Annotated in this window: 22 protein-coding genes; 7 read left to right on the forward strand and 15 right to left on the reverse strand. The window is 66.4% G+C overall.

The features are described 5' to 3' along the window. Positions 1 to 64: 64 nt before the first annotated feature. Positions 65 to 1,561, forward strand: a complete 1,497-nt coding sequence (locus FG95_RS05935; protein WP_037554656.1) for a glucoamylase family protein — start codon at positions 65 to 67, stop codon at positions 1,559 to 1,561. A 6-nt stretch (positions 1,562 to 1,567) separates the two neighbouring features. On the opposite strand, the gene FG95_RS05940 is transcribed toward FG95_RS05935, so the two are convergent. The 10 genes from FG95_RS05940 to FG95_RS05985 form a co-directional block, all read right to left on the reverse strand. Further along, on the reverse strand, positions 1,568 to 3,739 hold the full coding sequence (locus FG95_RS05940; protein ID WP_037554658.1) for a glycoside hydrolase family 2 protein: 2,172 nt from the start codon (positions 3,737 to 3,739) through the stop codon (positions 1,568 to 1,570). Positions 3,740 to 3,741: 2 nt separating this feature from the next. Continuing rightward, positions 3,742 to 4,608: an endonuclease/exonuclease/phosphatase family protein gene (locus tag FG95_RS05945; RefSeq protein WP_037554660.1), complete on the reverse strand. Its 867-nt coding sequence runs from the start codon at positions 4,606 to 4,608 to the stop codon at positions 3,742 to 3,744. Beyond that, positions 4,605 to 5,951, reverse strand: a complete 1,347-nt coding sequence (locus FG95_RS05950; protein ID WP_037554662.1) for a GH1 family beta-glucosidase — start codon at positions 5,949 to 5,951, stop codon at positions 4,605 to 4,607. Before FG95_RS05950 ends, FG95_RS05945 begins: the two co-directional genes overlap by 4 nt. Further along, on the reverse strand, positions 5,948 to 6,718 hold the full coding sequence (locus FG95_RS05955) for an alpha/beta hydrolase-fold protein (protein WP_200880157.1): 771 nt from the start codon (positions 6,716 to 6,718) through the stop codon (positions 5,948 to 5,950). Before FG95_RS05955 ends, FG95_RS05950 begins: the two co-directional genes overlap by 4 nt. Before the next feature lie 20 nt (positions 6,719 to 6,738). After that, entirely contained in the window at positions 6,739 to 7,554 is an 816-nt protein-coding gene (locus tag FG95_RS05960) for a carbohydrate ABC transporter permease (protein ID WP_161786536.1), read from the reverse strand. After that, positions 7,551 to 8,447: a carbohydrate ABC transporter permease gene (locus tag FG95_RS05965; protein ID WP_235211473.1), complete on the reverse strand. Its 897-nt coding sequence runs from the start codon at positions 8,445 to 8,447 to the stop codon at positions 7,551 to 7,553. The genes FG95_RS05960 and FG95_RS05965 overlap by 4 nt, the downstream gene beginning before the upstream one ends. Continuing rightward, positions 8,444 to 9,712, reverse strand: coding sequence for an extracellular solute-binding protein (locus FG95_RS05970; RefSeq protein WP_037554664.1), 1,269 nt, complete (start codon positions 9,710 to 9,712; stop codon positions 8,444 to 8,446). Before FG95_RS05970 ends, FG95_RS05965 begins: the two co-directional genes overlap by 4 nt. Positions 9,713 to 9,734: 22 nt before the next feature. Then, the gene (locus FG95_RS05975) at positions 9,735 to 10,772 is read right to left on the reverse strand and encodes a LacI family DNA-binding transcriptional regulator (protein ID WP_052182134.1); all 1,038 of its coding nucleotides are present in this window, start codon (positions 10,770 to 10,772) and stop codon (positions 9,735 to 9,737) included. Positions 10,773 to 10,886: 114 nt separating this feature from the next. Then, on the reverse strand, positions 10,887 to 11,969 hold the full coding sequence (locus FG95_RS05980; RefSeq protein WP_037554665.1) for an ABC transporter ATP-binding protein: 1,083 nt from the start codon (positions 11,967 to 11,969) through the stop codon (positions 10,887 to 10,889). A gap of 22 nt (positions 11,970 to 11,991) precedes the next feature. After that, positions 11,992 to 13,356 carry an MFS transporter gene (locus FG95_RS05985; RefSeq protein ID WP_235211474.1) on the reverse strand — a complete coding sequence of 455 codons (1,365 nt, stop codon included), beginning with the start codon at positions 13,354 to 13,356 and terminating at the stop codon, positions 11,992 to 11,994. 259 nt (positions 13,357 to 13,615) lie between these two features. On the opposite strand from FG95_RS05985, the gene guaB reads away from it, so the two are divergent. The 3 genes from guaB (at position 13,616) to FG95_RS06000 (ending at position 17,041) form a co-directional block, all read left to right on the forward strand. Then, positions 13,616 to 15,073, forward strand: a complete 1,458-nt coding sequence (guaB, locus tag FG95_RS05990) for an IMP dehydrogenase (protein WP_037554666.1) — start codon at positions 13,616 to 13,618, stop codon at positions 15,071 to 15,073. A 214-nt stretch (positions 15,074 to 15,287) separates the two neighbouring features. Then, on the forward strand, positions 15,288 to 16,478 hold the full coding sequence (locus FG95_RS05995; RefSeq protein WP_037554667.1) for an RsmB/NOP family class I SAM-dependent RNA methyltransferase: 1,191 nt from the start codon (positions 15,288 to 15,290) through the stop codon (positions 16,476 to 16,478). An 11-nt stretch (positions 16,479 to 16,489) separates the two neighbouring features. After that, positions 16,490 to 17,041, forward strand: coding sequence for a tetratricopeptide repeat protein (locus FG95_RS06000; protein ID WP_037554668.1), 552 nt, complete (start codon positions 16,490 to 16,492; stop codon positions 17,039 to 17,041). A gap of 4 nt (positions 17,042 to 17,045) precedes the next feature. Here the strand turns inward: FG95_RS06000 and rsmA are convergent, their stop codons facing one another. The 4 genes from rsmA to FG95_RS06020 form a co-directional block, all read right to left on the reverse strand. After that, on the reverse strand, positions 17,046 to 17,885 hold the full coding sequence (gene rsmA / locus FG95_RS06005; RefSeq protein ID WP_235211475.1) for a 16S rRNA (adenine(1518)-N(6)/adenine(1519)-N(6))-dimethyltransferase RsmA: 840 nt from the start codon (positions 17,883 to 17,885) through the stop codon (positions 17,046 to 17,048). After that, positions 17,882 to 18,862, reverse strand: coding sequence for a 4-hydroxythreonine-4-phosphate dehydrogenase PdxA (pdxA, locus tag FG95_RS06010; protein WP_037554798.1), 981 nt, complete (start codon positions 18,860 to 18,862; stop codon positions 17,882 to 17,884). The genes rsmA and pdxA overlap by 4 nt, the downstream gene beginning before the upstream one ends. 38 nt (positions 18,863 to 18,900) lie before the next feature. Next, entirely contained in the window at positions 18,901 to 20,241 is a 1,341-nt protein-coding gene (locus FG95_RS06015) for a peptidylprolyl isomerase (RefSeq protein WP_052182135.1), read from the reverse strand. A 306-nt stretch (positions 20,242 to 20,547) separates the two neighbouring features. Further along, complete coding sequence (locus FG95_RS06020) at positions 20,548 to 22,854, reverse strand: LPS-assembly protein LptD (protein ID WP_037554669.1); 2,307 nt, start codon at positions 22,852 to 22,854, stop codon at positions 20,548 to 20,550. Between the two features lie 397 nt (positions 22,855 to 23,251). Here FG95_RS06020 and FG95_RS06025 point away from each other — a divergent pair, with 397 nt between their 5' ends. From FG95_RS06025 to ndk, 3 genes are all read left to right on the forward strand, one after another. Further along, positions 23,252 to 24,697 carry a leucyl aminopeptidase gene (locus FG95_RS06025; RefSeq protein WP_037554670.1) on the forward strand — a complete coding sequence of 482 codons (1,446 nt, stop codon included), beginning with the start codon at positions 23,252 to 23,254 and terminating at the stop codon, positions 24,695 to 24,697. Between the two features lie 19 nt (positions 24,698 to 24,716). After that, the gene (locus FG95_RS06030) at positions 24,717 to 25,166 is read left to right on the forward strand and encodes a DNA polymerase III subunit chi (protein ID WP_037554672.1); all 450 of its coding nucleotides are present in this window, start codon (positions 24,717 to 24,719) and stop codon (positions 25,164 to 25,166) included. Positions 25,167 to 25,251: 85 nt separating this feature from the next. Continuing rightward, on the forward strand, positions 25,252 to 25,674 hold the full coding sequence (gene ndk / locus FG95_RS06035; protein ID WP_037554674.1) for a nucleoside-diphosphate kinase: 423 nt from the start codon (positions 25,252 to 25,254) through the stop codon (positions 25,672 to 25,674). Between the two features lie 57 nt (positions 25,675 to 25,731). On the opposite strand, the gene purN is transcribed toward ndk, so the two are convergent. Then, positions 25,732 to 26,694: a phosphoribosylglycinamide formyltransferase gene (gene purN, locus FG95_RS06040; protein ID WP_037554675.1), complete on the reverse strand. Its 963-nt coding sequence runs from the start codon at positions 26,692 to 26,694 to the stop codon at positions 25,732 to 25,734. Between the last annotated feature and the right edge of the window lie 106 nt (positions 26,695 to 26,800).

Here is a 26,800-nt window from a genome sequence, read left to right on the forward strand (position 1 = left end):
TGACCGGGCGCCCGGCCTGCACCCCCCTCCCGTGGGCCGGGCGCCTCAATTTTTGGAGTATTTCATGTCGTTCCGCAGCGGGGTCCTTGTCCTGCCCCTGATCGCGCTGGCCACCGCCTGCGCTCCGAGCCCGGCGCCCTCCGCCGCCGTCCCCGCATCGACGCTCGCCCCGCTGACCGAGGCCGCCTTTTCGGAAGAGCTGAGCGAGCGGACCTTCCGCTATTTCTGGGACACGACCGATACCAAGCGCTGCCTCGCGCCCGATCGCTGGCCGAGCAATCCCTTCTCGTCGATCGCCGCGACCGGCTTCGCGCTCACCGCTTATGGCGTCGGCGCCGAGCGCGGCTATGTCACGCGCGCCGAAGCGGCGGAGCGGACGCGCGACTGCCTGCGCTTCTACTGGACCGCCCCGCAGGGACCCGCCGCGACCGGGATGGCGGGTCACAAGGGCTTCTTCTATCATTTCCTCAACAATGAGGACGGAACGCGGCGCGGCAAGACCGAGCTTTCGACCGTCGATACGTCGCTGCTGCTCGGCGGCGTGCTCTTCGCGCAGAGCTATTACGACCGCGACACGCCCGTCGAGGCGGAGATTCGCGACCTCGCCGAAAAAATCTACGCCCGCGTCGATTGGACCTTCGTCCAGCGCGAAAACAGCCGGATTCCATCAGCCAATGGCGGCGGGCAAAAGGCGATCGCGATGGGCTGGTATCCCGAACGCGGCGAAGGCGGCGATTTCGGGACCCACGACTGGGTCGGCTATAATGAGGGGATGCTCGTCTATATCCTCGCATTGGGTTCGCCGACGCACCCCGTCGGCAAGGATGCGTGGGACACGGGCTGGGCGGCCGACCTCGAAAAGGACTGGGGTACCTATTACGGGCAAGAGCATCTCCAGTTCGAGCCGCTGTTCGGGCACCAGTACAGCCATGTCTGGGTCGACTTCCGCGGTATTCGCGACGAATTCATGCGCGGCAAGGGGATCGACTATTTCGAGAACAGCCGCCGCGCGACGCTGGCGCAGCGCGCCTATGGCGCCGACAATCCGAACAAATGGCCGGGCTATAGCGCCGACATCTGGGGCTGGACCGCCTCCGACGGGCCCGGCTATTCGGAAGGCAAATATAGCGTCAACAGCACGCCGCGCGATTTCAACGGCTATATGGCGCGCGGCGTCAGCGCGATCCGCGTCGTCGACGACGGTACCGTCGTCCCGACCGCGGCCGGCGGCTCGGTCGCCTTTGCACCCGAAGCGGCGATCCCCGCGCTGATGGCGATGCGCACGCAATACGGCCCCCGGCTCTATACGCGCTATGGTTTCAAGGACGCGTTCAACCCCGGCTTCACCTTCGCCGATTCCGGTTCGAAATCGGGCGCGGTCGACCCCGTTCACGGGTGGGTCGCGAACGATTATCTCGGCATCGACCAGGGCCCGATCCTCGCGATGATGGAGAACCATCGCAGCGGACTGGTGTGGAAGGTGATGCGCAAGAATCCGCATATCGTTCGCGGATTGAAGCGCATCGGTTTCACCGGCGGCTGGCTGGACGAAGCGAAATAGCGACGCTCAGCGCGGCGTCAGCGTCCATTCGACGACGTCGCTGACCACCCTGCCGGCGAAGCGGGCGGAGGCGGTCACGCGGTTGACGCCGGGCGCGAGCCGCACGTCCCCGATCTCGCATATGCTTGCGGCGCAGGCGATCTCGCCCAGCGGCTTGTCGCCCAGCATCACCATGACCTTCGGTGCGTTGCTATAGATGCGGATGCGCGTCGTCGCTTCGGTGCGCCGCGTCCAGCGCCGGCTGTTGATATGGACGACGGGTTCGGTCGACCATTCGGCCTTGTAATAGAAAAAGGCGTCCTTCTTCACCTTGCGGTCGAATGTGACGAGGCCCTTGTCATTGACGTCGGTCGCGTCGCCTTCCTGCCGAATTTTCGAAGAGAAATCGAACATGTTCCAGATCCAGCTCGCCCAGAGATAGGGGCGGTCGCGAAGCTGCGACCAGCTTTGCTCGTGATACCAGCTCTGGAATTCCTCGGGGTGCATGCGGCTGGCGTGCGCGATCTTGTGGGTCGATCCATCCTCGACATGTTGGCTGAGCGCGCCGCCCGCGCCATATTCGCTAACCGAGATCGGGATCGCCGGATAGCGCGCGTGCATACGGTCGAGATGCGGACCAAGGTCGGCGACGTCGCCGTAATACCAGCCAAAATAGCGGTTGTATCCCATCAGGTCGGCAAGCCCCGTCAGCACCGGCTGGCGGGGCCGCTCGCCGGACGGAGCCGCGCCCTCGTGCGTCGCCTCGCAGCAATCGGCGATCACCGTCGGGCGCGTCGGATCCTCGGCCTTCGACAGCGCGTCGAGGTCGCGCAGCAGCGGACGGGCGTCGGCGCTCGGCGGGGCACGGCCGGTCGCCATGTCGAGGTCGACCTCATTGCCGATGCCCCAGGTGACGACCGAGGGATGGTTGTAATTCTGGCGGATCAGTTCGACCATCTGCGCCTTCGCATTGGCGACCAGTTCGGGCGATCCGGTCGAGCCGTCGTTCGACGGCCGGTTGACGAAGGGAATTTCGGCCCACACGATCATGCCGTAACGGTCGGCGAGTTCGAACCATTCGGGCGCGTGCTGATAATGGGCGAAGCGCACGGTGTTTGCGCCCATTTCGGCGATCAGCGCCATGTCGCGTTCATGGTCCTCGGGGGCGAGCGCCCAACCCTTGCCGAGATAGTCCTGATGTCGCGAGACGCCATGCAGCGGCAGATGCTTGCCGTTGAGGAAAAAGCCCTTGTTCGGATCGATAAGGAATTCGCGAAAACCCACGGGCACCGAGACGCTGTCGAGTGACGCGCCCGCATCGGCGATCCTCGCCTCTAGCCGATAGAGATAGGGGTCGGCGCGCCCGTTCCAGCGGCGCGGAGCGGGGACGTCGAGCGTCAATTGCGCCTCGCGCTGCTGCGCATCGAGCGGCGTCGTCGCTTCGGCGATGGGGCGTCCTTCGGCATCGCGCAAGGTGACGACGAGGCTCTGTCCAGCCGCCGCGCCCGCGAGCTTTACGCGCACCGCCAGCGTCGCGCGGCCATCGGCGGCGAAGCGCGGGGTCGCGTAGACGCCGGGCCCGCCATGATCGTCGAGCGCGATATGGCTGGGTGCGACATGGAGCAGCCGGACGCCGCGATAAATGCCGCCGTGAATGAAGAAATCGCCGTCGAGCGGGATGACATGCTGCGTGCTGCTGCCGGGCTCGGGCTTGCTGTTGTCGGCGCGCAGCAGGATGAGGTTCGAACCAGCCGGATCGAGATATCCGGTGAGATCGAAGCGGAAGCGCGAGAAGGCGCCGGCGTGGCTGCCGGCCTTGCGTCCGTTGACCCACAGGTCGGCGATATTGCCGACGCCGTCGAACTCGATCACATGGCGGCGGCCTGCGGGCAAAGTCGCGCCGTCGAGCCGCAGCCGATACCAGCCGATGCCCTGCCTGTTGTCGGTCGCTTCGGTTCGGCCGACGCGATATTCGCCGAGACGATTCCATGTGTGGGGCAGGACGACCGGCGCCCAACCGCCATCGGGCAGCGCAGCCGCCGTCTCGGGCGTCAGTTTTTCATCGAAGCGAAACTGCCAACCCGCGCCGAGATCGGCGATCATGCGCGGCGATGGAGGCGGCGCCGGCACCGAGGTGGGCGGCGTCGCCGAGCATGCGGTGAGCGACGCCGCGATCAGCAACGCCAGCCACCGCGCCATCTTCAGCAAGCCTCGCCAATGCACAGATCGGCCACCACCGGATAATGATCCGACGGCAGCTTCCCGCCGGTCTGGTCGGTCAGCGTCGCATGGCGCAGCACCGCCACATCGTCGCTGACGAAGATATGGTCGATCGGGCTGGCGTCCATCCGCGCGATGTCGAATCCGGTGAAGGTGCCGAGCGGGCCGTAATGCGGCGTGCGGCTGACCGTGCGGCTGTCGCGCAGCGCACCCTCGCCGGGCTCGACGATCGCGGCATAGGGATTGCTCGTCGCGGCGCTGTTGAAGTCGCCCATCAATATGGCGCTTTCGTCAGGCTTGCGCTCGCCGTCGATCCAGCGGCGGATCTGCCGGGCGCTTTCCTGCCGCGCGACCTCGCCGATATGGTCGAAATGGGTGTTCACGACGAGCAAATTGCGCTTCGCCGTCCGGTCGTGCAGCCGCGCCCAGGTCGCGATCCGCGGCAGCGCGGCGTCCCAGCCCTTGCTCGGCACATCGGGCGTCGGCGACAACCAGAAAGTGCCCGATCCGACCAGCGCGAAGCGGTCGCGGCGGAACCCCAGCATCGAATATTCGCCCTTCGTCTTGCCGTCGTCGCGCGCGACGCCGACGAACTGATAGGCGGGCAGATCGGCCTCGACGGCCTGCTTCTGGTGCTGCAACACCTCCTGCATCCCGACAAGGTCAGGCGCCTGATAGGCGACGAGTGCGATCAGCGCTGCGCGGCGGTGCGGCCAGGCGTTGCCGCCATCCGACGCGATATCGAGCCGGATATTATAGGTCATCGCTTCATAATGATCGGCGCGCTCTTTCGCCGCGGCGGGCAGTGCAAGCAGCGCCGCCGCGAGGATCAGGGCTTTGCGGGTCATCCGAGATTTCCTCCGTTGGCGGCGATCACGCTACTATAGAAACGCGCGCTGCGCTTCGGTGTGCGGACCTGCGTTTCATAATCGACATGGACGATACCGAAGCGCTTCGAAAAGCCCAAGGACCATTCGAGATTGTCGAGCAGCGACCAGGCCATATAGCCGCGCACGTCGACCCCCTGCCGGATCGCGTCGCCGATCGCCGAGATATGCGTGCGGAGATAATCGCAGCGCAGCGGATCGTCGATGCCGTCGGGCCCGGCCTGCGGCGGGTCATAGAATGCGGCACCATTTTCGGTGATATAGACGGGAATGTCGCCATAGGTGTCGCGGAACCAGATCAGCATGTCGGTGAGCGCGGGCGGATAGACCTCCCAGTCGGTGGTCGTGTGCGTCGCGACCTGCCGCACCGGCGACGCGCCGACCGGCCATTGGTTCGGGTCGGCCCTGACGACGTTGCGGGTGTAATAGTTGATACCGATGAAATCGACCGGCTGGCAGATGTCCTTCAAATCCTCGACGGGCCATTGCGGCCAAGCTTCGCCGAACACGTCGGCGAGTTCGTCGGGGTAGCTGCCCTTCAGCGCCGGATCGAGATACTGCCGGTTCATATAGGCGTGCGCGCGTGCCGTGGCGGCCAGATCCTCGGCGCTGTCGCTCGCGGGATATTTGGGCTCGATATTGACGACGAGCCCGATCTCGTGCGCGCCCTCGCTGCGATAGGCCTGCACCGCGCGGCCGTGCGCGCGCATCAGATTGTGGCTTGCGATCGGTGTCTCGAACAGATTGCGGTGGCCGGGGGCAAGCGCGCCGTGGAGATAGCCGCCATCGGTGATCACCCAGGGTTCGTTCAGCGTCACCCATTTCTTCACCCGGCCGTCGAGGCGGCGGTACATCACCGATCCATATTCGGCGAACCAGTCGGCGCTGTCGCGGTTGAGCCAGCCGCCCTTGTCGTCGAGCGCTGCGGGCAAGTCCCAGTGATGCAGCGTCAGCAACGGCTCGATGTCGTTCTTGAGCAGTTCGTCGACCAGCCGCTCGTAGAAGTCGAGGCCGGGCTCGTTCACGCGCCCGATGCCTTCGGGCAGCACGCGGCCCCAGTTGACGCTGAAGCGATAGGCCTTGAGCCCGAGTTCCTTCATCAGCGCGACGTCGGCGGGCATGCGGTTATAATGGTCGCACGCCACGTCGCCGGTGTCGCCTTTCGCCGCCATCAGCCGCGGGTCGTGGCTGAAGCGCTGCCAGATGCTCGCGCCCGCGCCGTCGGCGAGCGGCGACCCCTCGATCTGATAGGCCGCGGTCGCCGCGCCCCACAGGAAATCGTCGGGGAAAATCGTCTGCGTCATTTTCTTTCCTTGGTCTTCTTGTTTGCCGCCGCGTCGGGCGGAGTGGGGAGGCGGTGAGAGAGCAGCCAGAGGTAAAGCGCGGGATCGTCATAGGCCGGGTCCCAGCTGTTGTGGCCGAGGTCGGGATAGATGGTCAGCCGCGAAACCCGGCCGCCGCAGGCGCGGATCGCGCGCGCCATCGCAAAGCTGCCCTCGGGCACGACGACATCGTCGCGGTCGCCGTGAAAGGCCCAGACCGGCGTGTCCTTGAGCGCGCAGGCGGTCGTGGGATCGCCGCGCCCCGCGACCGGCGCGACCGCGGCGAAGCGGTGCGGCTCGGCCGTGGCCCAGCGCCAGCTCGCATGGCCGCCGCGGCTGAGCCCGGTCAGATAGACGCGCGTGGGGTCGATGCGCAGCGTTTTGGTCACATGATCGAGCAGCTGGTCGAGCTTCGCGACGTCCCAGTCCTGATCGGCGCCGAGCAGCGGCGAGACGGTGACGAAGGGAAAGTCGGGGGTGCGGTCGGCGATCTTCGGCGGGCCGTGCACCTTGACCTTCGCGACATCGTTGCCGCGCTCGCCCGAACCGTGGAGGAAGATCAGCAGGGGCCAGTTCGCCCTGGAATCGGCGGTGTAGCCGCGCGGCAGGAACAGCTGGTAGGGGTAATTGCCCGCCTCGATCGCAGGTTGCGGACTTTGGCCGTCGCTTTGGGCAAAGGCTGGCGGGGAGAAAGCCAACGCGATGGCCGCAAGCGGAGCAAAGGCGAACGAGTTTTTGGGCAGCTTCAACGATTTGCTCCTGATAATTTTCATCCCTTCACGCTCCCGGTCAGAAGCCCGCTCAGATAATAGCGTTGGAGCGCGAGGAAGAGGATGAGGACGGGGAGGGTGGTGACGACCGCACCAGCCATCATGATCTCGTAATCCTGCACATTCTGGCGGCTGTTCGCGGCGAGCGCGACGGGCAGGGTGTAGAGATCCTGATCGGCGAGGATGATCAGCGGCCACATGAAATCGTTCCAGCTCGACAGGAAGACATAGAGCGCGAGCGTGACGATGATCGGGGTCAGGATCGGCAGCACGATGCGGCGCAATATCTGCCCCTCGCTCGCGCCGTCGATCCGCGCCGCCTCGAGCATCTCGTCGGGGATCGACAGGCAATATTGGCGGACGAGGAAGATGCCGAAAATCCCCGCGAGCCATGGCACCAGCGCGCCGGCATAGCTGTTGACGAGCCCCATCGCCTTGAGTTCGAGGAACAGCGGCAGCATTCCGATCTGCCCCGGCACGACAAGCGCCGCGACGAGCAGGCGGAAGGTCGCGTCGCGGCCTTTGAAGCGCAGCTTGGCGAAGGCATAGCCCGCCGGAATCGTGAAGAGCAGCGCAAGGCCCGTCGCGAGCGTCGAAATGAGGATGCTGTTGAGCAGGAAGCGGCCGACGCCGAAACTGCCGAATAGCTCGCGGTAATTTTCGAGCGTCGGGCTCGCGGGCCACAGCGGCGGCGGAAAGTGCGCCGCCTCGCCGCGCGCCATCAAGCTGACCGAGGCCATCCAGAGCAAGGGCGCGATCGTCACCAGCGCGGCGAACGCGGCGAGCAAGGTGACGGACCAGCGGCGCAGGCTCATATCGCGCCGCTCCGCTTTGCCAGACGCAATTGCACCAGCGTCACCGCGAGGATGCAGAGGAAGAGCAGGAAGGCGACCGCCGCGCCCGACCCGAGGTTCCACCATTTGAACCCCTCCTCATACATGAAATAAAGGATGGTGACGGTCGACTGGGCGGGGCCGCCCTGCGTCATCACATAGGGTTCGGCGAAGAGCTGGAACATGCCCGCGACGGTGAGCACCGAGACGAGCAGCACCGTCGGCGCGATCGCGGGCAGGGTGACGTGGCGCAGCCGCATGAACCAACCCGCGCCGTCGATCCGCGCCGCCTCATCGAGCTCGCGCGGCACCGTCTGGAGCGCGGCGAGGAAGATGATCATATTATAGCCGAAAGTCTTCCACCCGACGAAGATCAGGATCGCGGGCAGCGATGCGGTCGGACTTCCCAGCCAGTCGACCGGGGGCACCCCGAAAAGGGAGAGCAGATAGTTGAGCAGCCCGTAACGCGTGTGGAGCAGATAGCGCCACACCACTGCCGTGGCGACGAGCGTCGTCACATAGGGCGCGAACAAGGCGACGCGCCACACCGGCCGCCACTTCAGCCAGCGCGAATTGACGAGCATCGCCGCGAACAGCGACAGCGCGACGATGAAGGGGGTGCCGACCGCGACGAACAGCAGGGTGTTCGTCATCGCCTTCCAGAACAGCGGGTTCTCGACCAGCCGTTCGTAGTTTTGCAGGCCGACGAAGCGCAGGTTTCCGATGTCGGCGAGCGCGTAAATGTCGAAATCGGTGAAGCTTAAAAACAGCGAGGCGATCGCGGGCAGCACGAAGAAAAGCAGGATCGCCGCGAGCGCCGGCGACGACATCGCCCAACCCGCGCGCACTTCGCCCACCCTGCCAGCGGCCGTCATAGCGCCCGCCCCTTCTCGAGCATCCAGCGCCGCTTTTCGAGCAGCCGGTCGGCGCGCGCGTCGATCTCCTTCGCGGCCGCGTCGACGCTATATTGGCCGCGCACCATGCGTTCGGCGACGATCTGCATCTCGGTCACGATTCGCTCCCATTCGGGCACCTTCGGCAGCGCGGTCGCATGCTCAAGCTGGGCGCGGAACGGCGCGACCGCGGGGTCGCGCATCAACCCCGCCGCGGTCCACACTGAGCGCCGCGCGGGAAGGTCGCCCGTCGCCTCGTGGAGCGCGAGCTGCGCGCCCGACGCCGTCAGGCGCGCGACCAGATCCCACGCCGCCTTGCCATGCTCGCTCCCGGCGAAGACGACGAGGCTCGACCCACCCGGCGCCGCCGATCCGATGCCGCCCGGACCGGGGTTCGCCGCCGTGCCCCAATCGTCCTGCCGTTCGGGGCCGAGGCGGCTCTTCATGTCGCCGATCGTCCAGGGCCCCGACAGGAAGAGACTGAAATAACCGCGTCCGAATTCGGTCCAGACGTTGGAGATTTGCGCCATCGAGACCCGCGGCGCGAGCCCCTCGTCGAACAGCGATTTATAGAAGGCGAGCGCGGCCTTGAATTCGGGGTCGGAGAAGGCACCGCGTCCGCCCTCGTCGCGCAGCATCCGCGCCCCCGCCGACAGCGCGAGCGTCGTCAGCTGCTCATATTCGTTAAGCGGATAGAGCAGCGCGTAATTGCCGTCGCCAGCGACTTGCTTCACCTTGTGAAGCGCCGCCTTCCAATCGGTCCACTCGGCCGGCGGCGCGGCATAGCCCGCGCGCGCGAACAGGTCCTTGCGATAAAATTGCAGCCGCGTGTCGACATACCAGGGGACGCCCCACGTCTTGCCCGCGATGCGGTTGGTGTCGACCACCGCGCCGAACTGGTCGCTCAGCAACCGCTTCGCATAGGCGGGAACCGGTTGGATCGCACCGATCGCGGCCAGCTCGGCGATCCAGCTATTGCCGACCTGTCCGACGCCGGGCAGCGAGCCGCCCGCAAATCCCGTGAGCAATTTCTCGTGCGCCGCGGTCCATGGCAGCGGCTGGACCGCGATCGGCGGCGCGTCCGCCGGCCAGTCGATACCCTTGAGCAGCGCGGGCAGGCTCGCCGCCTCATTGCCCATCGCCCACACGGTCAGCGTATCGCGCGCGCGCGCGCCGCAGCCGCCGAGCAACGGGGCGAGGGGCAGCGCGGCGAGCGCGCCGGTCATATGGCGGCGCGTCAGCTGCATCGGCAAAGGCGCGCCGCGGGGTTCACAATGGAGAGGCTGCCGCGGCGGTCGCCCGCGCGGCGCCGGGTGCGCTCGCGGTGGTGCCGCGTTCGATTAGGTTCGGGGTCAGGATCGTCGCGCTCGCCGCGCCCAGCGCGTCGCCGCGCAGCAAGCGGAGCAACAGCATCATGCCCGTCGACCCCAGCCGGTCGATATTGACCTGCATCGTCGTGAGACCGGGGCTCAAATGGCGCGCGAGCGGAATGTCGTCGAAGCCCGCGACCATCACATCACCGGGCACCGACACGCCCGCGCGCGCCAGTTCGGCGATCAGTCCGACCGCCATCTGATCGTTCGCGGCGAACACCGCATCGGCGGGAAGCTGTCCCTCGACGAGCAGCCGCGCCGCCTTCTCGCCGCTTTCCTCCGAAAAATCGCCGGGCAGGATCACCGGGCTGCGTTCCTTGGCGATCTTCGCCATCGCATCGACGAAGCCGCGCTGGCGGTCGCGCGCGTCGCGGTTGTGCTTGGGCCCCGCGATATGGATCACCTGCCGCGCGCCGTGTGCCAAGAGCGCTTCGGTCATCGCATAGGCGCCGCGATAATTGTCGACCGCCACGAAGGGCAGGTCGAGCGAACCCGCATCATAGTTGAGCAACACCGTGGGCAGCGCCGGGTCGAGATAGTCCGCCAGCAGTTCGGGCTTCAGGTCGGGCGGCATGACGAGCAGCCCGTCGACGCGGCCGCGCATCGCGGCGATCGCCGCGGCGGTCTCGTGCGTGCTGCCGTGCATGTTGCCGAGCAGCAGGTGCATCCCCGATTCATGCGCGACCAGGTCGATCCCGCGGATGATTTCGGAAAAGAATTCGCCGAACAGGTCGGGCAGGATGACCCCGACGGTGTCGGTCTTGCGCCGCGTCAGGCTGCGCGCGCCGCTGTGGGGAACGAAGTTCAGCTTCTTGACCGCCGCCATCACCGCGGCGCGCGTCGGTGCGGTGACATTGCCGAGCCCGTTGATCGCGCGCGATGCCGTCGCCACCGAAACCCCCGCCTCGCGGGCCACGTCCCTCAATGTCGCCATGCCGCTGGCCCCCTTTCCCTCATTTGGCGCCGGGCCGCTGATGCGACTCCGTTGCTCTTTCGCCGAGCGCGGAAACGGCGACAGCGTAACCGGTTACAATGGCGAAATGCAAGGTCATTTCCCCATCGTCTCCAACGCTTTGCCGTCGGTGTCGAATAGGTGGAGATGGCGGGGCGCGAAGGATACCGCGACCGTGTCGCCCTCGCCGAGGCTGCCGTCGTCGCGCCACTGGCACGCGATGGGTTCGCCTTCGCCGCGGCCGCCCAGATGCAGCGTCGCCAGACCGCCAAGCCGCTCGATAAAGCCGATGGTGAACGGCAGCGCGCCCGGCGCGTCGCCGATCGCGATATCCTCGGGCCGGATGCCGATCGACAGCGGCGTCCCGGCCGCCAGCGGCGCCGCGAGCGCGGGCAGGGCGATGCTGCGGCCGTCGGCCAGCGTCGCGCGGCCGCCTTCTGCCACCGTCGCGGGCAGGATATTCATCCGCGGCGTGCCGAGGAACTGCGCGACGAAGATATTCGTGGGCCGGTCATAAAGTTCGCGCGGGGTGCCGACCTGTTCGATCCGCCCGTCGCGCATCACGATGATCCGGTCGGCGAGCGTCATCGCCTCGACCTGATCGTGCGTCACATAAAGCGTCGTCGTGCCGAGTTGGCGGTGAAGCTCGGCAAATTCATAACGCATCCGCACGCGCAGATCGGCGTCGAGATTCGACAGCGGCTCGTCGAACAGGAAAATCTCCGGCTGGCGGACGATCGCGCGGCCGATCGCGACGCGCTGGCGCTGGCCGCCCGACAGTGCCGCCGGCTTGCGGTCGAGCAGCGCCTCGATGTTCAATATCGCCGCCGCGCGGCGCACCGCGGTATCGGTCGCGGTTTTGCCGACCTTCGCGATGCGCAGCCCGAACGCCATATTTTCATAGACGGTGAGGTGCGGGTAGAGCGCATAGGACTGAAAAACCATCGCAATCCCGCGCTCCGACGGCGCGAGGCCGGTAACGTCGCGGTCGCCGATGTGGATACGGCCGGCCGTCAGTTCCTCAAGCCCAGCGACGATGCGCAAAAGCGTCGATTTTCCGCAACCCGAAGGCCCCACGATCACCGTGAATTCGCCGTCGGCGACCTCGATCGACACATCCTTCAGGACCTCGGTCGCACCGAAGCTCTTGCGCGCGCGCTCGATCGATAATCCCGCCATGATCCCCCGCGTTCCCCGATCCTCAGTGGACCGTGACGCCCGTGCCCGCCTGCCGTGCGGGCGCGCGCCCGGCGGCGATGGCAAAGACGCACAGCGCGACATAGCAGGCGGCGGGCAGGATCAGCGCGGCGCTGTAACCGACCGCGTCCGACAATTGCCCGACGAGATAGGGGATCGCCGCGCCGCCGACGATCGCGGTGCACAGCAGCCCCGACGTCGCCTCCGCGCGCGCGGTCGAACGTTCGAGCGTCAGCGTGAAGATCACCGGGAACATGATCGAGTTGAACAGGCCGATCGACAGCGCGACGAAGCCCGCGCTCAACCCGCCGACGACCACGATATAGAGGCAGAGCAGCGCCGCGATGGCGGTGAAGAGGACGAGCAGCTTCGATGCCGAGAAACGCGCGAGCAGCAGCGATCCGATCGCGCGGCCGACCATCGCGCCGCCCCAGTAAAGCGCAACCGCCTTGCCCGCTTCCTGCAACGACACGCCGGGAACGCCGTCGCTGCCCATGATCCAGCCGAATGTGCCGAAGGGCGCGTCGGACTGGCCCCAGATCGCATCGCTGTTAAGAAACAGCGCCATCTGCGTCCCGATCGCGACCTCGGCGCCGACATAGAGGAAGATCGCGGCGCCGCCGAGCAACGCCCAGCGTGACGAAAAGGCCTCGCGGATCAGTTCGCCCATCCCCGCGCGCTCGCCGATCGGCGCGGGCGGCACCGCTTCGTTGACGATCCGCCGGCTGAACCAAAAGAAGAAAAGGAGGGCGATGATCAGGCCGCAGATCCAGAAATAGGCCGCGTCGATCCCGCCGAGCGCCTGCGCGCGCACTGACTCGGTCACCACGGTACCTTCCTTGACCTCGACGCCTTCGAGGAACAGGTGCGCGCCGATCAGCGGGCCGAGGAAGGTGCCGAAACTGTTGAAGGTCTGGCTGAAGGTCAGGCGGAAATGGCTGCGTTTCGGGTCGCCGAGCGCCGCCGCGAGCGGGTTCGCCGCGACCTGCAATATGGTGATGCCGCTGGCGAGGATGAACAGGCCCGCGAGCACGAGCGGATAGACGGCGAGGTTCGCCGCCGCGAGCATGACGAGGCAACCGACGACCATCGTCGACAGCGCGGTCAGGATCGACGGCACCGAATGAAAGCGCGCGATCAGCGCCGCGGCGGGGAAGGACATCAGGCCATAGGCGATAAAAAAGGCCGACGCCGACAATTGGGCTTCGGCGTCGCTCAGCGTGAAGATGCCCTTCACAGCGGCGACCAGCGGGTCGATCAGCGAGGTGATGAAGCCCCAGGCGAAAAACAGCACGGTCACCGCGGCAAAGGCCGCCATGGCATTCGACCGACCGCCAGTCTGGACGGTCGCCTGGCTGGACAGGTTCATTCGGAATATCCTCTTCGCCGTTACTATGTTATGCGGCGGGTCTAACGGGGCCTCGGAAGCAATGCAACCGGTTACATCGGTGGCGATGACGTGCGTTCCTGCGGTGCTCCGGCCGCCCTCCCGAATCGCGCGAAATAATCGTTCGTCCCCCACTGGCGCGCGCGGGCGCGACTGGTTACATGGGCCGCCACCAAATGATTCGCGTGTGCCGCCCCGAAAGCTTGGGGGCAGGCGCCGCCCGCACCAGAAAGTGGCACCCATGGAAATCATCACCGGCCTTACCTTCGACGACGTGCTGCTGGTGCCCGGCGCGTCGGACATCCTGCCGTCAGACGCCAATCTGTCGACCCAGCTGACCAGCGAGATCAGCCTCAACATCCCGGTCCTGTCGTCGGCGATGGACACGGTGACCGAGGCCGACATGGCGATATTGATGGCGCAGATCGGCGGCATTGGCGTGCTTCACCGCAACCTGACCGTCGAGGAACAGGCGGCCGCGGTGCGGCAGGTCAAGCGGTTCGAAAGCGGCATGATCGTCAACCCGATCACCATCACCCCCGACGCGCCGCTCTCCTACGCGACCGCGCTGATGGACCAGCACCGGATTTCTGGCATTCCGGTCGTCGAAACGGGCGGTAAGCTCGTCGGCATCCTGACCCACCGCGACGTCCGCTTCGCCGACAATCCGGGCCAGCCGGTGCGCGAGCTGATGACCGCCGAAAATCTCGCGACGGTGCGCGCGGGAGTCGGGCAGGACGAGGCGCGCAAATTGCTCCACCAGCGCCGCATCGAAAAGCTGCTCGTCGTCGACGACGATTATCACTGCATCGGCCTGATCACCGTCAAGGATATGGAAAAGGCGGTGAATTTCCCCGACGCGACCAAGGACGGGAACGGCCGCCTGCGCGTCGCGGCGGCGACCAATACTGGCGATAGCGGCGTCGAGCGCGCCGAGGCGCTGCTCGAGGCCGAATGCGACCTTATCGTCGTCGATACCGCACACGGCCACAGCAAGGGCGTCGGCCAGACGGTCGAACGCATCAAGAAATTGTCGAACCGGGTTCAGGTGCTCGCGGGCAATGTCGCCACCGGCGACGCGACCAAGGCGCTGATCGACGCGGGCGCCGACGGCGTCAAGGTCGGCATCGGTCCGGGCTCGATCTGCACCACCCGCATCGTCGCGGGTGTCGGCGTGCCGCAACTCACCGCGATCCTCGACAGCGTCGAAGCCGCCTCGAAACTCGGCGTTCCCGTGATCGCCGACGGCGGCCTCCGCACCTCGGGCGACGTCGCCAAGGCGCTGGCGGCCGGCGCGTCGAGCGTGATGGTCGGATCGATGCTCGCGGGCACCGCCGAGGCGCCGGGCGAGACCTTCCTCTATCAGGGGCGCACCTATAAAAGCTATCGCGGCATGGGCAGCGTCGGCGCGATGGCGCGCGGCAGCGCCGACCGCTATTTCCAGCAGGATATCAAGGACCAGATGAAGCTGGTTCCCGAGGGCATCGAGGGGCAGGTGCCGTTCAAGGGCCCCGCGAAGGACGTCATCCACCAGATGGTCGGCGGCGTGAAGGCGGCGATGGGCTATACCGGCAGCCGCACGCTGGGGGATTTCCGCGAGCGCGCCAAATTCGTCCGCATCACCAATGCGGGGCTGCGCGAAAGCCATGTTCACGACGTCGCGATCACGCGCGAGGCGCCGAACTACCCGGCGGGTTGAGGGCGGCGATGCGGCCGCCCACTCCTTATCCCCTCCCGCAAGCGGGAGGGGCAGCGAGACTTGCGAGCTTGTTCGCTAGTCGCAGCGGGGCGGGCAATTGCAACGCTGCTGGTCCACCCGGCATGGGGTCGGTCGTGCCCCCGGCACGACCTGAACCAGCCGGGGGCTGGTTCACCCTGTGCCCCCCTCCCGCAAGCGGGAGGGGCTTCATTGCATGACCCCCGCCGCCCGTCTCCAGACCGCCATCGAAATCCTCGACGCCATTGCCGCTGCGGCGCGCGAGGGCGGGGCGCCGGCCGACGCGATCTTCGCCGAAGCGATGCGCGCGCGCCGCTATGCGGGGTCGAAGGACCGGCGCGCGATCCGGGGCCATGTCTATGACGCGATCCGCGCGGTGCGCTCGGCGCCCGCGTCGGGCCGCGCGGCGATGCTCGCGCTTGCCGATGCCCGGCCCGAACTCGCACCGCTGTTCGACGGTTCGTCCTACGGTCCGGCGCCGATCGCCGCCGACGAACCGCGCGCCGAAACCGGGCTTGCGGCAGAGGCGCTGATCGGTCTCTTCGACCCGCTCGTCGGCGAAGACGAACATGACGCGATGCTGACGCGCGCACCGCTCGACCTCCGCGCCAACCGCATCAAGGCGACGCGCGACGATCTCGCTACACTCTTTCCCGAAGGCGAAGCGATCCCCGGCGCGCCCGACGGCTGGCGCCTGCCGCCCGAAACGGCCGCGGTCCAGCATCGCGCCTATGCTGACGGCGTGTTCGAGGTGCAGGACGCCGCGAGCCAATATGCGTCCGCCGCTCTGGACGCTGCGCCGGAGCAGGCGATCGTCGATCTCTGCGCGGGCGGCGGCGGCAAGACCCTCGCCATCGCCTCGCTCACCGGAAACGACGCCGACATCCTCGCCTGCGACACCAACCGCGCGCGCCTCCAGCAACTGCCGCCACGCGCCGAGCGCGCCGGCGCGACGCGCATCGAGACGCGCCTGCTCAATCCCGGCAGGGAAGCAGAAATGCTTGCCGACTGGCAGGGCAACGCGACGCATGTCTTCGTCGACGCCCCCTGCTCGGGCAGCGGCACCTGGCGCCGCAGCCCCGAACTGCGCTGGCGGCTCACCCCGGCGCGGCTCGACCGCCATCTCGCCGATCAGGCCAGGCTATTGGACATAGCCGCCGATCTGGTGGCGCCCGGCGGCAAACTTCTTTATGCTGTCTGCTCGGTTATCGCGCGCGAGGGGCGGGCACAGGTGGATGATTTTCTGAACCGGAATCCGGGCTGGACCGCCGACGCGGGCTATCTACCCGAAGGTATCGGCCGCCCCGCGGGCGCGGGTTTCCTGCTGACTCCGGCGACCGACGGCTGCGACGGATTTTTTCTCGCGCGGCTGACATCGCCATGTTAGCATCCCTTTCGATGAAGCGATGGGAGAATGCGATGCGCATCAGTTTTCTGGCCATTGGCGCTGGTCTTGTTCTGGCCAGCCTGCCGACCGCCTCCGATGCGCAGCGCGCCGACAACGACATCTTCCCCCGCTCGATCGCGCTCCAGCAGGAGGGGCATCAGGCGCAGGAGGCCGGCGACCTCGACCAGGCGATCGACTTCTATGAATCGGCGCTCGCCGCCGACCCGCGCAACCGTTCGGCGATCATCGCGCTGGCACAGGTCGCGCGTGCGCAGGGGCTGCCGGGCAAGGCGATCGGCCTCTATCGCGAGGCGCTGATCCTCGAACCGAAGGATATCGTCGCGCTGACCGGGCAGGGCGAAGCGCTCGCTGACAAGGGGGCGCTCGAACTGGCGCGCGAAAAGCTCGCCGAGGCCGAGCGCGTCTGCGGCGCCAAATGCCCGCAGGTCGCCGCGCTCGAAAAGACGATCGCATCGAGCGCATCGAAACGCGTCGTTGCCGCCGAGGCACTGGTGCCGACGCCGGTCGTCGCGACGGTCAAGCCCGCCACCGGCCAGAACTGAGGATCTACGCGCCGAGCGCGCGCGCCAGCGCGACCCATTCGCCGACGCTGACGGTTTCCGCCCGCCGCGTCGGGTCGATCCCCAGCGCCTCCGCCGCGGCAACTGCGCCTTCGACCCCCTTCAGGCTCTGCCGCAGCATCTTGCGCCGCTGGCCGAATCCCTTTTCGGTGAGCTTCGACAGCCGTTTCGGGTCGACGCCCGCGGGCTGATCGCCCGGCGTCACATGGACGATCGCCGACATCACCTTGGGCGGCGGGGTGAAGGCCGACCGATGCACCTTCATCGCGATTTTCGCGTTCGAGCGCCACTGCGCGAGCACCGCGAGCCGGCCATAGGCGCCCGTCCCGACCGGCGCGACGATGCGCTCGGCGACCTCGAGCTGGAACATCAGGGTCAGCGATAGCCAGCGCGGCGGCCACGCCGCGGGTTCGAGCCAGCGCGTGAACAGCGCGGTGCCGACGTTATAGGGGAGGTTGGCGACGATATGATAGGGCGCGCCGCCGGTCAGCGCGTCGACGTCGATCGCCATCGCATCGTCGGCGATCACCGTCAGCTGCCCCGGAAAGGCGTCGCCCAGCTCGGCGAGCAGCGGCAGGCAGCGATCGTCGCGTTCGACCGCGACCACCTTCGCCCCCGCGCGCAGCAGCGCGCGCGTCAGCCCGCCCGGGCCCGGCCCGACCTCGAAGACCGTCGCGCCTTTCAAGTCGCCCGGAAGCGCTGCGATCCGGTCGAGCAATTGCTCGTCGAACAGGAAATTCTGTCCCAGCGCCTTGCTCGCCGACAGGCCGTGGACGCGCACCGTCTCGCGCAGCGGCGGCAGCGGCGTGCGCGGCTGGACCGTCACTTTGCGGGGGCGCAGCCGCGCTCGCGCGCCGTCGCCATGCGCGCGGCCATCGCGATCGCCGCGATCGTCGGCCCGGCATCGGCCCGGCCGGTGCCGGCGATGTTGAACGCGGTGCCATGGTCGGGCGAGGTGCGGATGATCGGCAGCCCGAGCGTCAGATTGACCCCGTCGTGGAAATGCAACGCCTTGAACGGCGCCAGCGCCTGATCGTGATAGCCGCAGAGCAGCGCGTCATATTGGTCGCGGATGCCGGGCGCGAAGAGCGCGTCGGCAGCAAGCGGGCCGTCGACGATGATCCCATCCTGGGCCAGCTGGGCGACCGCGGGCTTCATGATCCGCTCTTCCTCGCCGCCGAGCTGACCGCTCTCGCCCGCGTGCGGGTTGAGCCCGGCAAGCGCGATGCGCGGCGTATCGATGCCGAAATCGCGGCGCAGCCCGCGCGCGACGATCCGCGCCTTGGCGACGATCAATTCGCTCGTCAGCCGCTCGGGCACCTCGGCGAGCGGGATATGCACGGTCAGCGGCACGACGCGAAGCGATGGTCCTGCCAGCATCATCACCGCGTTGGTGGCGGTCACGCCGCAGCGTTCGGCGATGAATTCGGTCTGCCCCGGATGCGTATAGCCGATGCCGTGCAGCGCATGTTTCGACACCGAACCGGTGACCAGCGCCGAGCTCGCCTGGTTGCGCGTCAACCCGATGCCGGTTTCGAGCGCGTGGAGCGCGCATGTCGCGCCGGCTGCGGTCGGCGATCCGGGTGTCAGCGGGCCGCTGTCCTCGAGATGCCAGACAGGCAGCGCCTCGCCGAAGGCTTTTACGACCTCGTCCATGTCGCCGACACGCGCGACGGGGCCATCCCACACCGCTTCGATCGCGGCGACGTCGCCGATCGCGACAAAGGGAGGCAGGCGGTTTTCGCCGCGCGCAGCCCATGCGCGCGCCGTGACTTCGGGGCCGACGCCGGCCGGGTCACCCATGGTGACCGCGATCGGACGTCGAATGTCGTAACTCAACATCAGCTATATTCGATCACGGCATCCCGGCGCAGGTCGCGCAGATAGCGCTGGGCCCGCTTGTTGACCTTGTCCTCCAGCAGTTTCTGCTCGATCTGCTCGAGGTTCGGCGCCGTCGCGGTCTGCGGCATGTCGCGGCCGCAAAGAACAAGGACGCTGACGCCTTCGTTCGCGGCACCGAAGGGCTGCGTCGTCTGGCCGACCTGGAGGTTGACGAGCGTCGCCTGGAGCGGCGCGGGCAAGGCGCGCATTTCGATATTGTCGCGCGACACGACGCTGGCGCCCAATTGCTGCGCGACCGCGTCGGCGGCACCGCAGCCGGCGATCGTGCGCGTCGCTTCGGCGAACTTGCTGGCAAGTTCGGATGCCTTTTCCTGTGTCGTTCCGGCCGGAAAATCGAGCGAAATCTGCTTGAGGCTGAGCACCGCGTCGCGCGGATCGGCGGTCAGCACCTGACGCCGGTCGATCAACAGCATGATCGAAATGCCGCCGGGCACCTCGATCGGTCCGACGAGCTGGCCGGGCTGCATCTGCATCGCGGCCTCGCCCATCGACGCGGGCAACTGCCCGGCCTTCACCCAGCCGAGGTCGCCGCCGACGACCGCGGTCGATGCTTCGGAAAACTGGCGCGCATAGGCAGCGAAGCTGCCGCCCGCCTGCAGCGCCTGGATGATCTTCTTTGCGTTTTCGTTGACCGCGGCGATATTGTCGGGGGTTGCCGACAGATAGATTTCGCCAAGGTGGAATTCATCCTGCCCCTTGGCCGCTTCCATCTGCTTGACGATCAGGTCGACTTCTTCGGTCGATACGTTGGTCGTTGACTGGATGTTGCGCGACAACAGGCGATCCCACGCGAATTCGCCGCGGATCTGCTGCTTCACCGCCGCTGCGGACGAGCCTTTCGACGCCAGATATTCCGAAAACTGCTCGGGCGTCTGCTTGAAGCGCGTCGCGAGCCGGGCGAATTGTTCGTTGACGATGTTCTCGTCGATCGCGATCTCGGCCGCCTTGGCTTCCTGTATCTGCAGTTTCTCGTCGATCAGGTTGCTGAACACCTGGTTGCGCAGCCGCTCGATTTCTTCGGGCGGCAATTCGACATTGTTGTTCGCGATACGGATCAGCGCCATGCGCTGTTCGATATCGGTCGCGGTGATGATTTCGCCGTTCACCGTCGCCGAGGGGCGATAGACGTTCGGCTTGGCATCGCCGTAAAGCTGCACATTGCCGGGAATGTTGAGGCTGGTCGTCGGCACTTCGCTGTCGGGAACAGTCTGGGCCAGCACGGGCGCTGCGCCGACGGCGGCCAAGGCGATCAGGCCGGTCATGGTCGAAAATTTGGTCATCTTTACCCTATTCGAGAAAGTCCGGACGCTCCGTATCAGCGGACACGCCCGATGGTCCAGCGCAATCCGCCATCGGAGCCATTTGATGCCCGCAGATACGCCGCGGACGCTGAACCTAGGCTGAGCGAGGGCCGTCCGGTTTGGGGTGGGTTTCATCATCCCCTCCCGCGAGCGGGAGGGGCAGCGAGACTTGCCAGCTTGCTGGCTAGTCGCAGCGGGGACGGTCTTTGCACCGTCACAGGCCCTCCCCCGCGACCCCTCCCGCAAGCGGGAGGGGAGACGGCAACTACCGGCCGAAGTCCGCCCTCAGAACCCCAGATTCCTGAAAGCGATCCGGAATGAAAAGCTGTTGCCGCGCCGCGCGTCGCCGGTATCGGCATAATCGCGCCGCCAGGTCAGCGCGATCGACAGGCAATCGTCGTCATAGGCGAGGCCGAGCCGGTGGCGAATCGGCTCGAACCCGTCGGCACCGCTCAGCGGGTCGTCGCTCTGCTGCGTCAGGTCGACGATCGCCGATCCGAACAGCGACCAATGTTTCGCGAATGCGACGCGCCCCCCGGCGCGCACTTCCTCGCGGTCCTGCAAATCCTCGCCGAGCAGCAGGATGTCGCGATTGAGCCGCGAATAGCCGACCACGGCATAAGTCGAGCGGCTGCCGATCGTCGCGTCGAATTCGTTGCGGCGGATCGCGAGATTATCCTTGTCGAGCCGGTAACGGTGGGTGAGGCGCAGGAAATCGCGATACGCAATCGTCGTCCGCCCCACGATATCCGACGTGCGGTCGGTCAGGCCGGTGCCGTCGGGGAACAGGCTGGGTTTGTCGGTCAGGCGATAGCTTTGCCCGACGATGCTGTTGATGTTGAATCCCGGGCGGCTGTAATTCCATTCGAGGCCATAGGTGATGCGCGCCCCATCCTCGAACCGGTCGTGACCGTTGAAACGGTTGATCGCGAAGAGATTGCTGTCCTCGAGGTCGAAGGCGCGCGAATCCTCGTTCGGAATGTCGAGATTCTTGATCGGCGGCGTCGCGACGACCTGGACGCGCGGGGTCAGCGTCTGCGTGCCGCCGGCGAATTCGCCGATAAAGGGCCAGCGCATGTCGGCGGCCACCGCGGCGATCGCGCGCGCCTGCCAGCCCGACTTGCCGCGATAGCCGGGGATCGCGGTCAGCAGATTCTCGTCGCTGTGATAGACGTCGCCGCGCACGAGGGCGGTCAGCGTGACTTCCTGCCCGAGCCCGGTCAGCCCGCGCAAATTCCACTGCGCGCCGGCAAAGGCGCGCTGCGTGTCTTGTCCCGCGGTGCGGCCGATCGCGAGCGTGTTCAGTTGCAACTCCAGCTGCCCGCCGAAGAGCGGATCGTCGAGCCGCTGGCGATAATCGATGATCGGCAGCGCGATCGGCTGCTGGCCCTGAATATCGTTGACGCGCAGCGTCTGCGTCGCCCAGCCGGCGATCGAGAGATAGCTATTGCCGCCGATCCGTTCGAGTTCGAAGGTCGAACGCAGCCGGTCATCGCGGCTGATATCGTAACGGCGCATGAAGGTGCGATCGGTCGCGATGCGACCCGAATAGGTGAGGCTCCAGCGCGGATCGAACTGGAACTTGCCCGCGCTCTCCAGATAGCCGCGGAATCTCTTCTGGCTGTCCGGATCCTCTCCGACCAGCGGAACGAGCGAGCCATAGGTCGCATAGCCGTTGATACGGAACGACCCGATATCGGTCAGCGCACGGAACTCGCCTTCCAGCATCGGCGCCGCGTCGGTGTAGACGTGCGGCGTGATCGTCATGTCGCGGTCGGGGGCGATGCGCAGATAATAGGGGACCGCGATCTCGAAGCCGTTGCTCCGGTCGAGCCGGATTTCGGGCACCAATATGCCGCTGCTCGCCTCATTGTTGATCGAGTGGCTGAGCCCGGGGAGCGGGATCAGCGGCAGGCCGAAAATCTCGACGCGCGCGCCCTTGTAGCGGACCTTGTTCTTGGCCCGGTCGTACATCACCTTGACCGCGCGAATCTGCCAGCTCGGGTTTTTCGGACAGCCCTCGTCGTCCTCGACCGGACAGGGGGTATAGGCGGCGTTCTCCAACTCGATATTGCCATTGTCGAACCGCGTGCCCCGAACCGCGGCGAGGCGCGATCCATTGTCGAGCACGACGAGCAGATTTTCGACGACGCCGTCGCGCAAACTGTCGGTCAGTTCGATCTTGTCCCCATAGGCGACGTCGCCTTCGGGGTTCTTGATCATGACATTGCCTTCGGCGAACACCTGTCCCGTCTGTCGGTTCCATGTGACCTTGTCCGCGCGCATTTCGATCGCTTCGCGGTTCATCTGGACATTGCCCTCGGCGACGACGATCTCGGTGTCGCCGTCGTAATTGAGGTTGTCCGCGGCAAAGCCGATCTGCTGCTCGCTCGCGGTATCGGGCGCGTCGGATGTCGTCGGGACGACGTCGGGTGTTTGCAAATCGGGTTCGCCGGCGACTTCCTCCGCCGGCTGGGCCGGATTCGCCTCGCTCTGGGCCAGCACCGGGCTCGCCGCCAAGGCCAGGCCGCTGGCCGTCGCCAGCCAGAACGGCCGCGCACCCGCCGCCCGATGGAACAAAGCCCAGCTCATCAAGGGCCAGAACCTACCATTTACCCGTTCGAGGCGTCGAAATGGCGAAGATATCGACTTCGCGTGGCCGCAGCGGATGGTGGGTCCATCTGCAAGGCCGCGCGGAGGCGAGATCGAAGCCATTTCGGCGTCCCTGCGGGATTTGATCGATTTTGTCCATGGCCGCGTCAGCGAGCCTTGGAATATATTCATATACCTGCGTCCCGCTTCCTTGCCCTGAACAAAATCGCTTCAAACCTCGATCGGGTAATTGGTAGGTTCTGACCCTAGCCCTTTGTCCCGAACCCTATATCGACGTCTTCCGGCTTGGACCGGCAGCTTTGTTTTTGCAACTCGCAAGCGAAACCCCTATCGGTCCGCCACGTTCCAATCAATCATCGCATAAGAAAGTTAAGGCATGGACATTCAGTTTGTCGCGCAAATCGATGCGTCTGCCGACGTGGTCGCGTTTCCCGTCCGCAAGGGCGAAGCGGGCGCGCTCGGGGCGCTGCTCGGCGCCGCTGCGACGCAGGCGCGCTTCGAGGGCGCGGCGGGCACGATCGCGGAGACCGCGGCGATCGACGGCGAACGGGCGAAGCGCCTGTTGCTCGTCGGGATCGGCGAAGGCTCGGAGCATGACATCGAGCGCGGCGGCGCGGCGCTGACCGCGAAGCTGCAGACGAGCGGTGCGACCCAGGTCCAGGTCGATTTCGCGAGCACCGGGCCGAGCGACGCCGACGATGTGCTCGCGTTCGCGATGGGCGCGCGCTTGCGCAACTGGCGCCTCGACACTTATCGCACCCGCCTCGCCGACAAGGCGAAACCGAGCCTCAAGACGGTGACGATCGCGTCGCCGCACGGCGACCTTTCGGCGCGCTGGGCCGTAAATGAAGCGATCGCCGACGGCGTCGCGCTCACCCAGACGCTCGTCGCCGAGCCGCCGAATATCCTCTATCCCGAAAGCTTCGTCGAACGCTGCCAGCATCTCGCCGAGCTCGGCGTCGAACTCGAAGTCCTAGACGAACGCCAGATGAAGGCGCTCGGCATGGGTGCGCTGCTCGGTGTCGCGCAGGGCTCGACGCGGCCGCCGCGGCTGCTCGCGATGCGCTGGAACGGCGGCAATCCGGGCGACGCGCCCGTCGTCTTCATCGGCAAGGGCGTGACTTTCGACACCGGTGGCATCAGCCTGAAGCCGGGCCCCGGCATGGACATGATGAAATGGGACATGGGCGGCGCGGGCGCCGTCGCCGGCGCGATCAAGGCGATCGCGGGGCGCAAGGCGAAGGCGAATGTCGTGGGCGTCGTCGGCCTCGTCGAAAATATGCCCGACGGCAATGCGATGCGCCCCGGCGACATCGTCACCACCATGTCGGGCCAGACGGTCGAGGTGCTCAACACCGACGCCGAGGGACGTCTTGTCCTCTGCGACGCGATCAGCTGGGCGCAAAAGGCCTATGATCCCAAGGTGATCGTCGACCTCGCGACGCTGACCGGCGCGATGGTGATTTCGCTCGGCCACGAATATGCCGGCATGTTCGCGAACGACGAGACGCTTGCCGCCGGCCTGCTCGCGGCGGGCGAGGCGTCGAACAACAAGCTGTGGCGCTTCCCGCTCTCGCCCGCCTACGACAAGCTGATCGACAGCCCGATCGCCGACATGAAGAATATCGGCCCGCGCGAAGGCGGCTCGATCACCGCAGCGCAATTTCTCAAGCGCTATGTCGAGGACGGCGTCGCCTGGGCGCATCTCGACATCGCGGGCATGGCGTGGGGCGACAAGGACGGACCTGTCTATGCCAAGGGCGCGACCGGCTACGGCGTGCGCCTGCTCGACCGCTATATCGCCGCGAACCACGAAGGCTGAAGCGAGCAGGGCCGGGAGCATGGCGCGCGTCGACTTCTACCGGCTGACCCGCGACCCCGTCGAACGCGTGCTCCCCGCGCTCGCGGCGCGCATCCTCGGCAATGGCGATCGCCTGCTGGTGGTCGCCGCCTCGGCGATGCAGCGTCAGGCGATCGACGAGGCCCTGTGGACGCTCCAGCCCGCCAGTTTCCTGCCGCACGGCCACGCCGGATCGCCCGACGAGGCGATCGAGCCGATCCTGATTTCGGGCACGCTCGACCCTTCGCCCCCCAATGGTGCTACCCTCCTCGCGCTCGCCGACGGCGAGTGGCGCGAGGAGGCGCTGGGGTTCGAGCGCACCTTCCTCCTCTTCGACAACAGCCGCATCGACGACGCCCGCGCGCTCTGGCGCACGCTCGCGGCGCGCGACGATGTCGACAACCGCTTCTGGAAACAGGACGAAAACGGCCGCTGGTCCGAAGGGCCCTAGCGCCCGCGCGCTCTGTCCTTGCGGTGCGGCGAAAGCGCGGCTAGAGGCGCGCGCATCATATAACACAGCAATCAGGAGCTTTCCCATGGCGGTCACCCGCACTTTCTCGATCATCAAGCCCGACGCCACGCGTCGCAACCTGACCGGCGCGGTCACCAAGATGCTCGAAGACGCCGGCCTCCGCGTCGTCGCGTCGAAGCGCATCCACATGAGCCGTGAACAGGCCGAAGGCTTCTACGCGGTCCACAAGGAACGCCCCTTCTTCGGCGAACTCGTCGACTTCATGATCAGCGGCCCCGTCGTCGTCCAGGTCCTCGAAGGCGAAAACGCGATGCAGCGCAACCGCGACATCATGGGCGCCACCAACCCCAAGGACGCAGCTCCCGGAACGATCCGCAAGGAACTCGCCGAGAGCATCGAGGCGAACACCGTCCACGGCAGCGATAGCGACGAGAATGCGGCGATCGAGATCGCCTATTTCTTCAAGCCCGAAGAAATCGTCGGCTAAGCCGACCGGCATTGCCGAAACGAAGAGGCCGCCGGAGCGATCCGGCGGCCTTTTTCGTCAAAACTCCTCCGCCACTCCCATCAGCCCCGCCAGCTTTTTCGGCGCGACCGACAGCCAGCTCTTGCGCAGCCATTCGCCGATCGCATCCCAGTCGGTGTCGCCGAGGTCGAGACGAATGCCGATCCAGCCATCTCCGAAATAGGCCGGCCGATAATAGCGCTCTTCGTCCATCTCGATCAGCGCCGCCTGTTCGTCAGCGCCGCTGATCTTGACGAGCAGCGCGATCTTGCCCCCCTCTTTACTATTTGGGCCATGGTGGTCTTCGGTGAAATAGGCGAATTTCTTACCCTTCACGATCCCGAAGCAGGGCATGCCGTGTGACAGCACTTCGTCCGCCTCGGGCAACGCCATCGCTAGCTCGCGCACGCGCTCGCGCAGATAGTCAGGGCTGCGCTCGCGCGTGACAAACGCGGCGAGGGTAGAGGGATAGAGCTGGTGTTCGGCGAACTGCACTCGGCGCGCCAGCGTTTCGACCGTGTCCCCGGGTAGGATCGCGACCGGCGTCTGCGCGAGAACAGGACCTTCGTCGACGCCCGGTGTCACGATATGCACGCTGCATCCGCCGAATTTGTCGCCTGCCTCGATCGCTTGGCTGTGTGTGTTCAGCCCCTTGTAGAGCGGCAGCAGGCTTGGATGAATGTTGATCATCCGGCCCGTCCAGCGTTCAACGAAATCGTCGGACAATATGCGCATATAGCCTGCCAGCGCGACGAACTCGGCGCCCGCTGCGCGCAATTGTTCGTCGACCAGCGCGTCGAACGCGTCGCGGTTCATGCCTTTGTGCGAAAGCGCCCATGTCGCGACACCCTCGGCTTCGGCAATCGCCAGCCCCGGCGCATCGGGATCGTTGCTCGCAACGAGCACCAGCTCATAGGGGCTGGCTTCGGCCTTCGCCGCATAGAGCAGCGCCGCCATATTGGTACCGGCGCCCGAAATCAGGACGGCGACACGCGCCTTCACTTCTCCCCTCCCGCTTGCGGGAGGGGTCGGGGGAGGGCATGTCGAAAAGGAGTGCCTCGAAACAGGCCCTCCCCTAACCCCTCCCGCAAGCGGGAGGGGGATTTTA

It is taken from the genome of Sphingopyxis sp. LC363, assembly GCF_000756385.1.
GTDB lineage: Bacteria > Pseudomonadota > Alphaproteobacteria > Sphingomonadales > Sphingomonadaceae > Sphingopyxis.

Coding starts and splice junctions, on each gene's coding strand:
- FG95_RS05935 (WP_037554656.1), top strand. CDS start 65: ATGTCGTTCCGCAGCGGGGTCCTTGTCCTGCCCCTGATCGCGCTGGCC.
- FG95_RS05940 (WP_037554658.1), bottom strand. CDS start 3,739: ATGGCGCGGTGGCTGGCGTTGCTGATCGCGGCGTCGCTCACCGCATGC.
- FG95_RS05945 (WP_037554660.1), bottom strand. CDS start 4,608: ATGACCCGCAAAGCCCTGATCCTCGCGGCGGCGCTGCTTGCACTGCCC.
- FG95_RS05950 (WP_037554662.1), bottom strand. CDS start 5,951: ATGACGCAGACGATTTTCCCCGACGATTTCCTGTGGGGCGCGGCGACC.
- FG95_RS05960 (WP_161786536.1), bottom strand. CDS start 7,554: ATGAGCCTGCGCCGCTGGTCCGTCACCTTGCTCGCCGCGTTCGCCGCG.
- FG95_RS05965 (WP_235211473.1), bottom strand. CDS start 8,447: ATGACGGCCGCTGGCAGGGTGGGCGAAGTGCGCGCGGGTTGGGCGATG.
- FG95_RS05970 (WP_037554664.1), bottom strand. CDS start 9,712: ATGCAGCTGACGCGCCGCCATATGACCGGCGCGCTCGCCGCGCTGCCC.
- FG95_RS05975 (WP_052182134.1), bottom strand. CDS start 10,772: ATGGCGACATTGAGGGACGTGGCCCGCGAGGCGGGGGTTTCGGTGGCG.
- FG95_RS05980 (WP_037554665.1), bottom strand. CDS start 11,969: ATGGCGGGATTATCGATCGAGCGCGCGCGCAAGAGCTTCGGTGCGACC.
- FG95_RS05985 (WP_235211474.1), bottom strand. CDS start 13,356: ATGAACCTGTCCAGCCAGGCGACCGTCCAGACTGGCGGTCGGTCGAAT.
- guaB (WP_037554666.1), top strand. CDS start 13,616: ATGGAAATCATCACCGGCCTTACCTTCGACGACGTGCTGCTGGTGCCC.
- FG95_RS05995 (WP_037554667.1), top strand. CDS start 15,288: ATGACCCCCGCCGCCCGTCTCCAGACCGCCATCGAAATCCTCGACGCC.
- FG95_RS06000 (WP_037554668.1), top strand. CDS start 16,490: ATGAAGCGATGGGAGAATGCGATGCGCATCAGTTTTCTGGCCATTGGC.
- pdxA (WP_037554798.1), bottom strand. CDS start 18,862: ATGGGTGACCCGGCCGGCGTCGGCCCCGAAGTCACGGCGCGCGCATGG.
- FG95_RS06015 (WP_052182135.1), bottom strand. CDS start 20,241: ATGACCAAATTTTCGACCATGACCGGCCTGATCGCCTTGGCCGCCGTC.
- FG95_RS06020 (WP_037554669.1), bottom strand. CDS start 22,854: ATGAGCTGGGCTTTGTTCCATCGGGCGGCGGGTGCGCGGCCGTTCTGG.
- FG95_RS06025 (WP_037554670.1), top strand. CDS start 23,252: ATGGACATTCAGTTTGTCGCGCAAATCGATGCGTCTGCCGACGTGGTC.
- FG95_RS06030 (WP_037554672.1), top strand. CDS start 24,717: ATGGCGCGCGTCGACTTCTACCGGCTGACCCGCGACCCCGTCGAACGC.
- ndk (WP_037554674.1), top strand. CDS start 25,252: ATGGCGGTCACCCGCACTTTCTCGATCATCAAGCCCGACGCCACGCGT.